General features: G+C 61.5%; 15 protein-coding genes and 1 pseudogene. 7 read left to right on the plus strand and 9 right to left on the minus strand.

The features are described from left to right. From ACIQ39_RS15055 to ACIQ39_RS15075, 5 genes and pseudogenes are all read left to right on the plus strand, one after another. Nucleotides 1–355 (plus strand): annotated as a pseudogene (locus tag ACIQ39_RS15055) (magnesium-protoporphyrin IX monomethyl ester (oxidative) cyclase); the annotation flags it as partial. Next, nucleotides 349–1,134, plus strand: coding sequence for a putative photosynthetic complex assembly protein PuhE (gene puhE, locus ACIQ39_RS15060; protein WP_396435421.1), 786 nt, complete (start codon nt 349–351; stop codon nt 1,132–1,134). The pseudogene ACIQ39_RS15055 and the gene puhE, both read left to right, overlap by 7 nt. Before the next feature lie 8 nt (nt 1,135–1,142). Beyond that, nucleotides 1,143–2,720, plus strand: a complete 1,578-nt coding sequence (locus ACIQ39_RS15065; protein ID WP_396435422.1) for a phytoene desaturase — start codon at nt 1,143–1,145, stop codon at nt 2,718–2,720. Beyond that, entirely contained in the window at nt 2,707–3,855 is a 1,149-nt protein-coding gene (locus ACIQ39_RS15070; protein ID WP_396435423.1) for a phytoene/squalene synthase family protein, read from the plus strand. The genes ACIQ39_RS15065 and ACIQ39_RS15070 overlap by 14 nt, the downstream gene beginning before the upstream one ends. A gap of 62 nt (nt 3,856–3,917) precedes the next feature. Continuing rightward, nucleotides 3,918–4,361, plus strand: a complete 444-nt coding sequence (locus tag ACIQ39_RS15075; protein ID WP_396435424.1) for a BLUF domain-containing protein — start codon at nt 3,918–3,920, stop codon at nt 4,359–4,361. A gap of 227 nt (nt 4,362–4,588) precedes the next feature. Here the strand turns inward: ACIQ39_RS15075 and ACIQ39_RS15080 are convergent, their stop codons facing one another. Beyond that, nucleotides 4,589–4,717 carry a hypothetical protein gene (locus tag ACIQ39_RS15080; protein ID WP_396435425.1) on the minus strand — a complete coding sequence of 43 codons (129 nt, stop codon included), beginning with the start codon at nt 4,715–4,717 and terminating at the stop codon, nt 4,589–4,591. A gap of 487 nt (nt 4,718–5,204) precedes the next feature. Here ACIQ39_RS15080 and ACIQ39_RS15085 point away from each other — a divergent pair, with 487 nt between their 5' ends. Both ACIQ39_RS15085 and ACIQ39_RS15090 read left to right on the plus strand, forming a co-directional pair. Further along, nucleotides 5,205–5,462 (plus strand): hypothetical protein, encoded by a 258-nt coding sequence (locus ACIQ39_RS15085; RefSeq protein ID WP_396435426.1) that lies wholly within the window; start codon nt 5,205–5,207, stop codon nt 5,460–5,462. A 118-nt stretch (nt 5,463–5,580) separates the two neighbouring features. Then, nucleotides 5,581–5,874, plus strand: a complete 294-nt coding sequence (locus ACIQ39_RS15090; RefSeq protein ID WP_396435427.1) for an RNA recognition motif domain-containing protein — start codon at nt 5,581–5,583, stop codon at nt 5,872–5,874. A gap of 252 nt (nt 5,875–6,126) precedes the next feature. Here the strand turns inward: ACIQ39_RS15090 and ACIQ39_RS15095 are convergent, their stop codons facing one another. From ACIQ39_RS15095 to pufM, 8 genes are all read right to left on the minus strand, one after another. Next, nucleotides 6,127–7,536 (minus strand): PucC family protein, encoded by a 1,410-nt coding sequence (locus ACIQ39_RS15095; RefSeq protein WP_396435428.1) that lies wholly within the window; start codon nt 7,534–7,536, stop codon nt 6,127–6,129. 57 nt (nt 7,537–7,593) lie between these two features. Then, complete coding sequence (locus ACIQ39_RS15100; RefSeq protein WP_396435429.1) at nt 7,594–7,785, minus strand: light-harvesting protein; 192 nt, start codon at nt 7,783–7,785, stop codon at nt 7,594–7,596. A gap of 12 nt (nt 7,786–7,797) precedes the next feature. Continuing rightward, the gene (gene pufB / locus ACIQ39_RS15105; protein WP_026039355.1) at nt 7,798–7,950 is read right to left on the minus strand and encodes a light-harvesting antenna LH1, beta subunit; all 153 of its coding nucleotides are present in this window, start codon (nt 7,948–7,950) and stop codon (nt 7,798–7,800) included. Between the two features lie 137 nt (nt 7,951–8,087). Further along, nucleotides 8,088–8,951 carry a carotenoid 1,2-hydratase gene (locus ACIQ39_RS15110; RefSeq protein ID WP_396435430.1) on the minus strand — a complete coding sequence of 288 codons (864 nt, stop codon included), beginning with the start codon at nt 8,949–8,951 and terminating at the stop codon, nt 8,088–8,090. After that, nucleotides 8,948–10,492 carry a 1-hydroxycarotenoid 3,4-desaturase CrtD gene (gene crtD, locus ACIQ39_RS15115; protein WP_396435431.1) on the minus strand — a complete coding sequence of 515 codons (1,545 nt, stop codon included), beginning with the start codon at nt 10,490–10,492 and terminating at the stop codon, nt 8,948–8,950. Before crtD ends, ACIQ39_RS15110 begins: the two co-directional genes overlap by 4 nt. Then, complete coding sequence (locus ACIQ39_RS15120) at nt 10,485–11,387, minus strand: hypothetical protein (protein ID WP_396435432.1); 903 nt, start codon at nt 11,385–11,387, stop codon at nt 10,485–10,487. Before ACIQ39_RS15120 ends, crtD begins: the two co-directional genes overlap by 8 nt. A gap of 40 nt (nt 11,388–11,427) precedes the next feature. Next, a complete protein-coding gene (gene pufC, locus ACIQ39_RS15125) occupies nt 11,428–12,531 on the minus strand; it encodes a photosynthetic reaction center cytochrome PufC (RefSeq protein WP_396435433.1) in 1,104 nt (367 codons plus the stop codon). After that, a complete protein-coding gene (gene pufM / locus ACIQ39_RS15130; RefSeq protein WP_396435434.1) occupies nt 12,528–13,505 on the minus strand; it encodes a photosynthetic reaction center subunit M in 978 nt (325 codons plus the stop codon). The genes pufC and pufM overlap by 4 nt, the downstream gene beginning before the upstream one ends. Nucleotides 13,506–13,649 lie beyond the last annotated feature (144 nt).

Here is a 13,649-nt window from a genome sequence, read left to right on the forward strand (position 1 = left end):
GGCCGTCTACGCCACCATGTACGTGCGCGACCACACCCGCCCCATGCTGCACGAGGCCATGGGCCTGGATTCGAGCGAATACGACTACGAAGTCTTCCGCATCACCACCGCCATCACGCAGCAGGTGTTTCCATTGGCGCTGGACACCGACAACCCGGCGTTTCGCCGGGGCCTGGAGCGCTTGTTTGCGCTGTCGCAAGCCATGGAAAAAGCCAAAGCCCGTGGCGGTGTGGTGGGCAAGCTGCAGCAAGGCGTGTGCGCGGTGAAAGCGGCGGCCACCTTTGCGCGCCTGTACTTCATGCCGGTGATTGAGCAAGACCTGTCGCCCCAAGTGCGCATGGAACCGGCATGGTGACTGAAGTCGTTTGGGCTTGCGTTTTCACGGCCCTGTGCTGGTGGCTCGGCACGGGCGTGATTTTGTGGCTCGACCGGCTGCCTGCGCGCAGCTTCCGTTTCAGCCTGGGCGCTTGGACGGTGCTTTTGGCTTTGAGTTTTTGGGGCGTGGCCCACAGCATGCAAGAGGTCAGCGTGTTCAACGCCTACCTCGCCTTTGGCAGCGTGATCCTGATGTGGGGCTGGCACGAGTTGGCCTTTTTGACCGGCTGGATCACCGGGCCGCGCAAAACCGCGCTGGACGCAGGCCTGACAGGGTGGCCGCGCTTTGTGCAGTCGGTGCAGGTCATGCTGTACCACGAGCTCGCCCTGCTCGTTAACTTTGCCATTTTGTGGTGGATGCAAGAGGGCCAGGCCAGCCATGTGGCCATTTGCACCTTTGCCCTGCTGTGGTGCATGCGCCTGTCGGCCAAACTGAATTTGTTTTTTGGCGTGCCGCAAAACGGCGCGCAATACCTGCCTGCGCACTTGGCCTACTTGGCCAGTTATTTCCGCACCACCAACGGCATGTCGCTGTGGTTTGTGCTGTCCATGAGCGTGGCCATGGGCACCTGGTTTTGGCTGGTGTGGCTGGCGCAACAAGGCGCGGTGGCCATCACCACCGGCTGGGTCATGCTGGCCACGCTGCTGGGGCTGGCCATCGTTGAACACCTCATCATGATTTTTCCTTGGCCATTGGAGCGGCTGTGGGGTTGGGCCATGGGCCAGACCAACAAACCGGCTTTGACCACCCCCCCTTGAAGGCCCCCATGAACAGCTTGACCCTCACCCCCGCCCTGCGCGCCGATGGCTTTGACACACCCAGTCTCCCGCCACGCCCCAGTACCGGTGAGCTCAGCCGCACACACCAACGCCCGGTGGCGGTGGTCATTGGCAGCGGCTTTGGCGGTCTGGCGGCAGCGATACGTCTGAGCGTCAGAGGCTACGAGGTCAAGGTTTTTGAAAAGCTCGACGCCCCTGGGGGCCGCGCCTATGTGCACCACCAAGACGGCTTCACCTTCGATGCAGGCCCGACCATCATCACCGCACCGTTTTTGCTTGAAGAGCTGTGGGCACTATGCGGCAAAAGCTTTGCCGACGATGTGAAGCTGGTGGCCATGGACCCGTTTTACCGCGTGCGCTTTGCCGACGGCAGCTGGTTTGACTACAACGGCGACGCCGAGCACATGCGCGCCGAAGTGGCCCGCTTTGAGCCCGATGACCTGCCCGGTTACGAACGCTTTTTGGAAGAAGCCGAGCGCTGCAAAACCCTGGGTTTTGAGGGCATGGGCGACATGGCTTTTGACAAGCTCAGCGACTTGGCAGCTGCCATTCCCGACTTCTTGCGCATGGGCGCTTGGCGCAGCCTGTACAGCCTGGTGGCCAAACACATGCGCAACGACAAACTGCGCATTGTCATGAGCTTTCACCCGCTCTTGATCGGCGGCAACCCCTTTGCCGTGACCTGTGCTTACGCCCTCATCAACGCGCTGGAGCGCACCTGGGGCGTGCATTCGGCCATGGGCGGCACCGGCGCGATTGTGAAAGGCCTGGTGGGCCTGCTGCAAGCGCGCGGTGTGCCGCTGCGCTGCAACGCCCCCGTGACGCAAATCCGCATTGAAAACGGTCGCGCCTGTGGTGTGGAACTGCAAAGCGGCGAGTTCGTGCCCGCCGACATCGTGGTGAGCAACGGCGACACCGCTTGGACCTACAAAAACCTGGTGGCGCCTGAGCACCGCCGGGTCTGGACCGACCGCAAAATCGCCCAAGGCAAATACTCCATGGGCCTGTTTGTCTGGTACTTCGGCACCTCCAAACAGTACAAAGACGTGCCGCACCACATGATGGTGCTGGGCCCGCGCTACAAAGGCCTGCTGCAAGACATCTTCCAAAAGCACAAACTGGCCGAGGACTTCAGCCTGTACTTGCACCGCCCCACGGCCACCGACCCGTCCATGGCCCCAGAGGGCTGCGACACTTTTTATGTGCTCTCGCCCGTGCCGCACCTGGACAGCGGCACCGATTGGCCCGCCTTTGCCGAGACCTACCGCGCAGCCATTGCCGAAAGCTTGGAGGCCAGCGTGCTGCCCGGCCTGCGCGACTGCATCGTGACCAGCAAGGTCAGCACGCCACAAGACTTTCACGACAACTTGTGGTCTTACAAAGGCGCGGGCTTTGGCCTGGAGCCTTTGCTGCTGCAAAGCGCCTGGTTTCGCCCGCACAACCGCAGCGAAGACGTGCCGGGCCTGTTTGTGGTCGGGGCCAGCACCCACCCCGGTGCAGGTGTACCGGGCGTGCTGATGTCGGCCAAGGCCTTGGAAACGGTGGTGCCCCATGTCCATGCCTGAGCGCTTGACCAAGCAGCCCAGCCACTTGAGCGCTGTGGCCACGCCAGCTGCGGCCCCGCCCACGCCACCTGTGGTGCTGCAAGAGCTCGACTTCGACTCGCACGACCTGCAAGCCTGCGTGGCCATGATGCAAGGCGGCTCCAAAACTTTTTTTGCCGCCAGCCGTTTGCTGCCCCCACGTGTGCGCACCGCCGCGATCGCGCTCTATGCCTTTTGCCGGGTGGCCGACGACTTGGTCGATGAAGCCGCACCCGGCGACACCCCACTGGCTGTGCTGCAAGAACGCTTGGACGCCATTTACGCGAGCACCCCGCACGACCACGTCGAAGACCATGCCTTGAGCCTCTTGGTGCAGCAATACAAACTGCCGCGCCATCTGCTCGACGCCCTGATCGAAGGCTTTGCTTGGGACGCTGCGGGCCGCACCTACGACAGCATCGAAGACCTGCACGCCTATGGGGCCAGAGTGGCCGGCAGTGTGGGGGCCATGATGAGCTGGATCATGGGACCGCAAAGCATGGACACGCTGGCGCGCGCCTGCGAGTTGGGCGTGGCCATGCAGCTGACCAACATCGCCCGCGACGTCGGGCACGACGCCCGCATGGGTCGCCTGTATTTGCCCCGCCGATGGTTGCTCGAGGCGGGCATCAACCCCCAAGCCTGGTTGGCCGAGCCCTGCTTCACGCCCGCCCTGTCGCTGGTGCTAGAGCGTTTGCTGGACGAGGCCGACCGCCTGTACAAACAAGCCCAATCGGGCATTGCCGCTTTGCCGCCCGATTGCCGCGCGGCCATTTGCGCCGCCAGCATGATTTACGCCGAAATTGGCCACCAACTGCGCCGCGATGGCTTGGATTCGGTGAACAAACGCACGGTGGTCAGCACCACACGCAAACTCATGCTGCTGGCCAGCGCATGGACGCAAGTTCACTGGATTCGGCTGTCAGAGCACACCCCCGAGCCCTTGACGGCGATTGTCGGCCTGGTGCAAGGCTGCCGCGATGCCGTGCAGCACAGCGACAAGACCAGCTACTTTCCCAACCGCGCCATGCCCCAAAGGGTGGCTTGGATGCTCAACCTGCTGGAGCGGCGCGAGGCCGAACGCTTGGGCCGGAACAACTTGCAACAAACGCCCTGAAGCCCCAAGCCCCCTCCAAGCCCCATGAACGACCTGACATTTCAAACCACTCGGACCGCCCCATGAGGGTGCACAGCCACAGCATCAACGTGCGCCTGCTCTACGTGAGCCGTGCGGTGGGGCCGCAAACCACCACCATGACCACCAGCATCTTGGCGCAAGCGCAAGCGCACAACCAAGCCCAAGGCATCACCGGGGTGCTGTGCCAAGGCCAAGGCTTTTTCTTTCAGGTGATTGAGGGCGAGCGCAGCCGTGTCAACGCGCTGTACCGCCGCATCAGCGCCGACGCGCGCCACCAAGACGTGGACCTGCTGCACTACGAAGAAATCAACGAACGGCGCTTTGGCCAATGGTCCATGGCGCTGATCCACCTGTCGGTGGACGACCCCATGGTGAAAATGCAGCACCCCGACTTTGACCCCTACTCGGCCTCTGGCCCGCAAGTCATGCAGCAGGTGATGAATTTGCTGGAAGGCGGACAGCCGATTCGGATGCCAACGGCTTAAAGCACCAAGCGCTGATCTGGCCCCGCTTGGCCCACCCGCAGCACGCCAACGGCGGTCGGGCTTTCACGTGCGCACGACCAACAAGCTTTTGCAATGGCGCGTGCACAGCAAGCCGCCAGCATGCCGCATGCACAACGGTGATCAAACCACGCACTGGGACAGGCGAGCGGGGCAACAAACCCAAGCCCTGTGCTGCAGATCCGCTTCGCAGCCCGCACAAAAAAAGCTCAACTGTTGCGGCTGACCAATTCGGCAATCACCAGCACCACAAAAAACAAAACCGAAAACACCCCAATGCCCACGGCGTAATAAAGAGCGGATTTGTCGCGGATTTGGGACATCTTGAATTTGTTCATGCTTTTCACCTGCGTTTGAAAAAATAGACGGTCGAGGCAGTCCAGCCCCGGCAAACGATGCGTTTTTTTGGCAGGCTTGCCAAGCCCTTTTGGGCGCCCATCGTTTGGCCAGTCGGCCCGAGCAAGCCAGGGTTTGCAAAAAACGCCCGCATCGGCATCATGGTATCACTGTCATGCAAAATTGACAGTCTTATTTGTCAACTTGAACGTCTTGAACGTCTTTTTTCGGTTGCAGCTGCCGTGGCGCACTGCACAGCCAACATCCGGCACGCTCTCTTCAAACCCATGGAAATAAAAAAATTGACTTTGATTTCCAGCGGAAATATAATAAGGGCTTGCTGGACTTGAACGTCCGACAAAGCGCAGACCAGCCCAGCTGCCGTCTGCACGGGTCTCGATTGACTTCGAACACCGTGTCCTGTTGAGCTGCAGGCCATGCGATTTTTCTCACCGCTCTGCGCAAGCCCCTGGATGGTTTGCGACTCCATTGACTTTGATTTCTCCGATCACCACCCGCACCGGCTCACCGGTAGCTCTACCCTCGACACACCCTTTTTGCAACGGCCTTGGCCGCCCTTCAGCCGCCACGGCTTTGCGTCAGGCTCGTCCTGAGCTGCAGGGCATGGACCTGACGCCTGCTCAGCACCGCTCGGCTTGTGCATTCACCCAACTCGCTGCGCGCCGCGTCCTCGACACCACGCGCAACTGCTTGCACAACAGCCACAGCCCAGAACAAATGCGCTAAGGCCGATGGCCACTGCGTGTTTCCCTGCGGCCTCTTGGCATTGGCCAAGAAGCCGCTTTTCCCTGCATGTCGGCTTTGCTTGCAAAGCTGCCACGCCAACTCTCTGAAAGGCTCTCACATGAGCAGCAAAATTTACGTGGGCAACTTGCCCTACACCATAGACGACGCCAGTCTGCGTCAAAACTTTTCTGACTTTGGCGGCGTGCTGTCGGCCAAAGTCATGATGGACCGCGACACCGGTCGCTCCAAAGGTTTCGCCTTTGTCGAAATGTCCAGCGCCGAAGAAGCCCAAGCAGCCATCTCAGGCCTGAACGGCATGTCGGTCAGCGGCCGCTCGATCGTGGTCAACATCTCCAAGCCCAAAGAGCCCAGCACCGGTTACGGCAGCGGTTACCGCGACACACGCAACTGATTGGTTTCAGCTGCCCACAAAAAAGCCACCCTCGGGTGGCTTTTTTTGTGGGCGATGGGCTTAGGGTGTCAACAGGCCCAAGCCTGCCGTCTGGCCACGCCTTGGCCGTTCACTTGGTGGGGGGTTTGGGCCGGTTCAACCAGTTGGCCACCCCGAACAGGGCAAAGACCACGAACATGATGATGAGAATGTGTTTGATTTCCATGGCAGCTCCTTGATGGTGGATGGGTGTGTGAAATTTCAAATGCGGGATTATGCAGACTTGCTGGCTTGGTGTACAGGCTTGACCGGGTTCTGGGCCTTGGGCCGCATCAATGGCAGCATGGCCCACAGGGTCAGACCGAGCAAAACAATTTCAATCGCGTACACGGCCGAGTAAGCCATGACCGGGCTGCTGACCAGCGCCACCGCATCGCGCACCAAACCGCCAACGGCCATGCCCACACCCGCAGCGGTGGCTTGTACCGCACCCCAAGCCCCCATGGCCAAACCAATTTGGCCTGGTGGGGCCAACTGCATGGTGGCCGTGAGGGTGCCATGGGCAAACAAACCGCCGCCCAAGCCCACCAAAAAAACGCCGAACATGAACACAAGGGGCGAGGCCAAAGGCGCTGCTGCAATGATGGCCACAAATGCGGGCAAGCCGATCCAGCCGCCCCAGGTCGACATGCGGTAGGCGTCTGCGCCGCGCCCCAACACGCGTGAGGCCCAGGCAAACCCAAACAAACCGCCCAGGGCCAAAGTGGCCGAGAGCAAGGTGGTGCTCGACACGCTCATGTGCAAAATCTCACCGCCATAGGGCTCGAGCAACACGTCTTCCATGGTGAACGCCATGGTGCCCAAGCCCACGGCTAACAAGCGGCGCAGGGTGTGCGGGCCTTGGCAAAAAAGTTGCCACGCTTGTGCAAAGCTGTGCTCAATGGGCGTGCCGGGTTTGCGCAGACGGCTGCGCGGCTCTTGCTTCCACAGGGCAATCACGTTCAACACCAAGGTCATCACCGCCACCGCTTGCACCACCCGAATCAGTTGCCCCGGGCTGTAGTCATGCAACAAATAACCCAGCACCAAAGCACTCCCGATCATGCCCAGCAATTGCATGACATACATCAAGCCCACGACTTGGGGTTGGCGCTCGGGCGGGGCCAAATCGGTGGCCAATGCCAAGCCTGCGGTTTGCACGGTGTGCATGCCCAGACCGACCAACAAAAATGCGCCAGCAGCGCCCACTTGGCCGATCCACGCCGGGGCTTGGCTGGACTGTCCAGCACCGGCCAGCACCAACAAGGCAAAAGGCATGATGGAAAAGCCGCCAAACTGCAGCAAGCTGCCCATCCAGATGTAGGGCACGCGCCGCCAACCCAGCTGTGAGCGGTGGTTGTCAGAGCGAAAACCGATCAGGGCACGCAAAGGCGCAATCAGCAGGGGCAGCGCCACCATGAAGGACACCAGCGTGGCAGAGACTTTGAGCTCCACGATCATCACGCGGTTGAGGGTGCCCACCAGCATGACCATGGCCATGCCCACCGAAATTTGAAACAGCGACAAGCGCAGCAAACGCGACAGCGGCAAGTCATCGCTGGCGGCGTCGGCAAAGGGAAAAAACCGGGGACCCCAACTGGCCAAAGCCAAGCCCCAGTTGCTGCGTTTTTTGGTGGTGTTCATATGTCTAAAGAAAGGGCCAGGCGCTTGCGCGCCTGGCCTTTCGGCGGGGCCCACCCGTCAGGTCTTCACCGCGGCATCCACCGGGGCCATGACAGCCACTTTCGCGCTGCCGTTGAGGAAGTTCTTCACCCAAGTGGTGTTCAAGGTCAGGGCCAGGTGCACGCTGAACGAGGCAATCGCCACGGCCGCAATGAACACGGGAATACCGACCGAAGGCTTCACCACCAACCACATTTTGGAGTAGATCATGGGGTGCCTCCTTTACTTGAGCCAGGGGGAATAAATGTAGGCCAGCAGGTGCGCAAATGCGGCAATCATGCCGAAGATCTGCGTACCCTGGATGAGATTGCGGTGAATCTCCTCCGATTCGGCCTGGGTCAGTCCCGTTGGCCAGACTTTGTCTGAATTAGACATGGTTTTCTCCTTGCAGAAGACGTGCAGGGCCCGCACGAGGGCTATCCGTGGCCACCATGGCCAAGAATGGGGGCGCCTGAAACCGGGCCACACGGGGCCACTGCGGCCCAGTTGAGGAGGTGTTCAAGCCAATCATGTCAAGCCCGCCGGGGCATGCGCCAAGGCAGCATGGCTTGAACCACCGGTGCCACCAAGCGCGGCACCGACAGGGTTTCGTGGAAGGCGAGCAAGGGCTCACCTGCATGTTCAAATTGCAGCAAGGCACGCTGGTAAAACGGCGTGTCTTCGAGTTGTTCGTGCACCCGCACGGCTTTTTCGCTGCGCATGCGGCGCGCGATGCGCCAACCGGTCTTGGACAGGGGCTGCACTGGCGGTGTGGCCAAGGGCTCCACATCGCCCTTTGGTGTGAAGCGCAGCGACAGCACCCGGTCTGGCGTGCCCGGCGCTTGCATGTCATAAAACACCACGGTGCTGCCATCGCGGGTGCGGGCGCGTGACCAGTCCCAGGTGTGAAAACCCTGCTCGACCGGCTCGTCGCCTTCGTTCGAATCCAGATAGGCGTGGCCTTGCCATTTCAAGTCGGGCGCGCTCAAGTCCACCTCGATGCGCGAGGACGGTGCCAGCGGCCCCCAACGGTGGTGGCCTGCCGCATCCAAGGGTGTGGAGTAAGCAAACAGTTGCTGCGGCCAGAGCTTGATGCGGCCCCGAACGCGGCGCGGCAGTGGCACACAAACTTCGTCGATGTCTATCGTCAGGCAGTCGCCGTTCCAGCTCAGTTGGCTCGGGCCAATGGTGAACTGGCGCGCACTGCGTGCACAGTGGCGCTGACCGCGCTCGGTCATGGCCCAACGGCCTTGGCCTTTGCTGTAAATGGCCACGTTCAGGGCGCAGTGGTTGTCTGGGTGGTTGCGGCCGCGCCCACGCGCCCAAGCGTAGTAAGGCGAGAACACGCTGCCCACAAAAGCAATCAAGGTGATGCCGTGTTGGCCGTCATCACTCATGGCGTCGACATACCACCAAAGGTAGCCCCCATCCGGGACGTCTTGGTCGAACCGAGGCCCGCCATCAGCGCCTCGGCCGCCCGCTGCCCTGACAAAGCTGCCATCGGCACCCCTGGCCCCGGGTGCACACTGCCCCCCGCCAGATACAGGCCCGGCAGGGCTGTGGTGGAGCCAGGTCGGCTGAAGATGCTGGTCCAACCGTGGGTCGCCTGCCCGTACAGCGCTCCCCCGCTGGCCGGAAAACGCTGGTGAAAGTCCTGCGGGGATGTGCGCAGGCTGTTCGCCGATGTGGGTTGCAGACTGAGCCCCAACTGGGACAGGTGCTGAAAGCTGCGTTCTTGACATTGTTCAATGGCCTCCTCGGTGATCGCGTTGCCATCACCACAGGCAGGGGCGTTGACCAAACAAAAAATGCGCTCGGCCTGGCCGGCTAACAGCTGGGCGGGGCGGTCTTGGGCACACACGTAAACCGTGGGGCTTTGGGGCAGCCGCTGGTGTTCGAAGATGTCCTCGAACTCGCTGGCATAGGTGTTTTGAAAAAAGACGTTGTGCCGGTCCAGCGCAATGCCATCACCGCCGGTGTGGGTGGGTGTGTGCAAAGACCAAGTCAAAGCCGACAGCGAGCGCGGTGGCGCGCTGGTGGGCACGGCGCTGCGTGCCTCAGCGCCCAGCAGGCCTGTGCGCAAAGCGGCAGCGTCACCGTTGAAGATGACCCGGTCAGCGGGCAAAAACTCCCCCGACTGCAAATGCACCCCCGAGACCCGGCCCTGACGCTGCTCGATGCGCTGGCAGGTGCTGCGGTAACGAAACACCGCGCCATGCCGCCTGGCCACACGGGCCAGCGCATTGGCCAGGCCCACCATACCGTCTTCGACGGTCCAGACCCCGTCCATCTCCACTTGCGCAATGAGCATCAGGGTGGCGGGTGACTGCCAAGGCGAGGAGCCGCAGTACGTGGCATAGCGCGCAAACAACTGGCGCAAACGCGGATCGGAAAATTGGTGGCCCAACTGCTGCCACAGGCTGCGCATGGGGCCAAGTTGGGCCAACACGCCCAAGCCGCGCAAGCCCAAGTCACCCATGAAACCGCTCATGCTGGGGCGCTGGGCGCGGATCATCGGGCCCTCCAGCGTGGCGTACAACTGGCGCGTGGTCTTGCAAAAATCGCGAAAGCGCCGAGCTTCGTCACCACTTGACCAAGCGGCAATGGCCGTCTCGCTTTCTTGGGCGTTGGCCGACAAATCGAGTTGGCTGCCGTCGGGCCAAAAATGCCGCGCCAAGACCTTCAAAGGGGTGATGCGCAGTTCACTTTCAAGGCTGGTGCCCACGGCTTGCAGCAGCGCATCGAACACCCAGCGCATGGTGAACACGGTGGGCCCGCTGTCGATGTGCACGCCATTGACTTCGCGGCTGTGCACTTTGCCACCCGGTGCGCCCGAGGTCTCGACCACCGTGACATCCAGACCTTGGTGCGCCAGCAACACCGCACTGCACAAGCCGCCGATGCCTGCGCCCACGATGACGACTTGTGGCTCAGACATGGCTGGCCTCTAAGTTGCGCGAGTCCGGCACCAGGGCCAAGCCCTGTGGCCTGCCAGCAGCCATGTTGGGCTGCACGGCCACTGTGTCGGCGGCAAAACTGCGCCCTTGCCAGACCCCGGCCATTTGCAGGACTTGCATGCGCACGAACAAGGATTCTGAAAAAAACTGGTGCTTGTAAGCTGCGGCCGTGGCCACTTGGTGCGCGCCATGGCGGGCGTATTGCAGCATGGATGCCGTGTCTTGCCACAGGCTGAAGGTGCATTGACGCACCAAAGGAGCCTCGCCCAAGCCCATGGCCAACAAGCAGCCGGGGGCTTGCAGCAGGTCCGCTTGCGCTGCAGGGGCATAACGCCAAAATGCCATGGCCTTGGTGGGCACAATGCTGGCCCGGGTGAGCACGGCAAAGGGCAGGCCCGGCGTCCGATTCGGGTGCTGGCTGACGGGCGGCGCGCCGAGCGCAGGATCGGTGGCACTGGGCGCGTCTTGCGGCACCGACTCGGCCCACTCGCCCAAGGCTTGCGGGCTGCTCGCTTGCCAGGCCTGCTTGTCCCAATGGCCCTTGGCCGACTGGACCGACATCACCCCCATCCAACACTCGCGTGCTCGGCTGCGGTAAGCCTGCACGGCCGGACCGTCTAAAAACTGAAGCGCCAAATCCAAGTGGCTGAAGGTGCAGACCAAGCCCTGGTGCGTGGCACTGGGGCGCAGGCTGAAACCACCGCCGTGCCCACTGCCCATGACCTTCACCATGGTCAGGCCCGGCACGTCTTTGTAACTTGTGGACCCAGCCACCAAACGCAACCAACTCCAACCCTGGTGTTGGCGCAAAAAGTCAGCCAGCAACACCACCACCACGCCAGACAGCGGGTCATGCAAGGGGCTTGGGGTGGTCATGACGCGTTCCGGTGGGGGGGAGCTGGGTCGCGCTGTGCAACTACTTGCTTGCCGTCGCTGCTGCGCCTGCGTCTGGCACTGTCGCTGTCGCCACTTTGGCGTCTGCCGCAGCGGGCTTTTTGAGCAACTCAGGGAAGTCCTTGGCCATGGCTGCGCCATTGAGCGGCTTGTAGGCCCCTTGGTGGCAAGTGGCGCAATTGAGCTTGGCCACGTCACCCAAGACCCCTTTGCGCTCCGTAGGGAACACGTCGGTCAAGGGCACCATGTAGTTCAGGTTCAGGTCACGTGCCATGCGGATGCCGTGCCAGGCCGTGGTGCGCTGGGGCGGGCTGTTTTGCCAATCTTGGAACGACTGTGTGTTGTGGCAATAAGTGCAGTTCACGCCCAAGGCGGTCGACATGTGCGTCATCAGCCCATAGGTCCACTCGGCTTGCTTGATCGACTGGCGGTTGCCTGAGGGCAGCGCGGTGGGGCCGTTCAAGCGGATGTTTTCACTGCCGAGCAAAAAGGGCGAGAAAACGTCGCTGGGCAAAGAAGACAGGTTGACCACTGGCGAGGGTTCGTTTTGGCCTGCCTTGTCGCCCATGAAGTTGGAACCATAGGGCTGCTGGTCGGGCTTGAACCAGATGGCGTTGGGCACAGGCTCGCCCCGGTGGCAGGTGTAACACGTCACACCGGTTTGGGCCACGTGGGGCTGCCAGTCGGCGTTGATGTGCTGTGTCATCTCCGTCATACGGCGAGCCACCACCTTGGTGTATTTGCTGTCATCGGCAAAGTTGGGCAAGGCATGGCAATAAGCGCAGCCTTCGTTGGGTGCCACCCAATTGGTCATGGAAACCATCAGACGGTTGAACTCGCCCACACTCAAATTGCCCAAAATTTGGACATTTTGGTAAACCTCCGAGGCCTTGGGGCCATCGGCGTCGGCTGCCGGCAAGACCGCCGGGGGTTGGTTGAGTTCGGTTTTGGCTTCCAACAAACGGGTGTTGTAGATCTGCGCCATGCCCGTGCCCCGGTAACCGCTTTGCACGCTTTCCGGGACCGGGCGTTCACAAGCTGCCAACACCAGACCGGTCAACACGAGACCCAGGGCTTTGAGCATGCGGTGCGTCCAGTTTGATTTGTAAGAGGTGTTCATGTTCATGGCTTGCCTCCAGCGCTCAGTGCAGGGTCAACCATCCCTGGGAAAATTTCGGGGTACGGCGGTGCCACGCCATGCTTGATGGCCCAGAGGTACCAGTTGTCCACCACCGTGCCGGTGAGCAAGATGCCAATGCCGCCGGTGATGGGGCACAGCACCGCGAACCACCAGGCCCAACGGTGAATCGATTCCATGGTGGCGTTGAAGCCCATGGTCCAGCGCCAGAACAAGGCGGCACGCTCAGAGGCCGTGCCCCGGTCGGTGATCTGCTCGATCTCGCGCTCGCCGCCGTAACGGGTCACGGCCAAAATGGTGGCACCGTGCATGGCAAACAACAAGGCTGAGCCATACAGAAACACGATGGACAGCGCGTGGAAGGGGTTGTAGAACAAGTTGCCATAGCGCAGCGAGAAAGCGGCCGTCCAGTCGAGGTGGGAGAAGATGCCATAAGGCACGGCCTCACCCCATGAACCCATCAAGATGGGGCGGAACAAACCCAACACCAAAAACAACCAAATGGCGGCGGCAAATGCCCATGCGATGTGCAGGCCCATGCCCAGCTCGATGGCGCGGCGGTAGGTGCGCGCCCACCAGAGCAAAATGGAAGCGGTGAGGAACAGGCCCACGATCAGGAACCAACCGCCTTGGTTGAGCGGTGGCATGCTCAGGCCATAACTGGGTGCTGGCGGCTCCAGCGACAACCAGAACAACTGACGCACAAACTGGATCGGGTCGTAGTTGACCGAGGCCAACATGTTCATGCCGATCAGGTTGAACGCGATCAAGCCACAGATCAATGAGGCCAGACCCAAGCCACCCAAATAGATCGGCCCGATTTGGGCATTGCCCAGTTTGCCCACCCAATAGCTGAGCCAGGGTTGCCCGGTGCGTGGGCTGTTGCCGTGTCCGAGCGGCACCCCTTGGTGCACCGGACCCACGGCTTGCACCGTGGTGAACAGGTTTTGATAGCCGGCCATTTTTTGTACTCCTCAATTCTTCAGGTTAGTGCTGGTGTTGCGGCCGGACTCAAACAGGCCACTGAGACCAAATCGGCATGTTCAGCCACCAGCTCCACCACTCGGGCCAGCCACGGCTCCAGAAGGGGCCACTGAGCACGATGC

Source organism: Limnohabitans sp., from assembly GCF_044361645.1.
In the GTDB taxonomy this organism is placed as follows: domain Bacteria; phylum Pseudomonadota; class Gammaproteobacteria; order Burkholderiales; family Burkholderiaceae_C; genus Limnohabitans_A.

Excerpts from the sequence above, each read along its gene's own strand:
- puhE (WP_396435421.1), top strand. The coding sequence starts at position 349 with ATGGTGACTGAAGTCGTTTGGGCTTGCGTTTTCACGGCCCTGTGCTGG.
- ACIQ39_RS15065 (WP_396435422.1), top strand. The coding sequence starts at position 1,143 with ATGAACAGCTTGACCCTCACCCCCGCCCTGCGCGCCGATGGCTTTGAC.
- ACIQ39_RS15070 (WP_396435423.1), top strand. The coding sequence starts at position 2,707 with ATGTCCATGCCTGAGCGCTTGACCAAGCAGCCCAGCCACTTGAGCGCT.
- ACIQ39_RS15075 (WP_396435424.1), top strand. The coding sequence starts at position 3,918 with ATGAGGGTGCACAGCCACAGCATCAACGTGCGCCTGCTCTACGTGAGC.
- ACIQ39_RS15080 (WP_396435425.1), bottom strand. The coding sequence starts at position 4,717 with ATGAACAAATTCAAGATGTCCCAAATCCGCGACAAATCCGCTCTTTAT.
- ACIQ39_RS15090 (WP_396435427.1), top strand. The coding sequence starts at position 5,581 with ATGAGCAGCAAAATTTACGTGGGCAACTTGCCCTACACCATAGACGAC.
- ACIQ39_RS15095 (WP_396435428.1), bottom strand. The coding sequence starts at position 7,536 with ATGAACACCACCAAAAAACGCAGCAACTGGGGCTTGGCTTTGGCCAGT.
- ACIQ39_RS15100 (WP_396435429.1), bottom strand. The coding sequence starts at position 7,785 with ATGATCTACTCCAAAATGTGGTTGGTGGTGAAGCCTTCGGTCGGTATT.
- pufB (WP_026039355.1), bottom strand. The coding sequence starts at position 7,950 with ATGTCTAATTCAGACAAAGTCTGGCCAACGGGACTGACCCAGGCCGAA.
- ACIQ39_RS15110 (WP_396435430.1), bottom strand. The coding sequence starts at position 8,951 with ATGAGTGATGACGGCCAACACGGCATCACCTTGATTGCTTTTGTGGGC.
- crtD (WP_396435431.1), bottom strand. The coding sequence starts at position 10,492 with ATGTCTGAGCCACAAGTCGTCATCGTGGGCGCAGGCATCGGCGGCTTG.
- ACIQ39_RS15120 (WP_396435432.1), bottom strand. The coding sequence starts at position 11,387 with ATGACCACCCCAAGCCCCTTGCATGACCCGCTGTCTGGCGTGGTGGTG.
- pufC (WP_396435433.1), bottom strand. The coding sequence starts at position 12,531 with ATGAACATGAACACCTCTTACAAATCAAACTGGACGCACCGCATGCTC.
- pufM (WP_396435434.1), bottom strand. The coding sequence starts at position 13,505 with ATGGCCGGCTATCAAAACCTGTTCACCACGGTGCAAGCCGTGGGTCCG.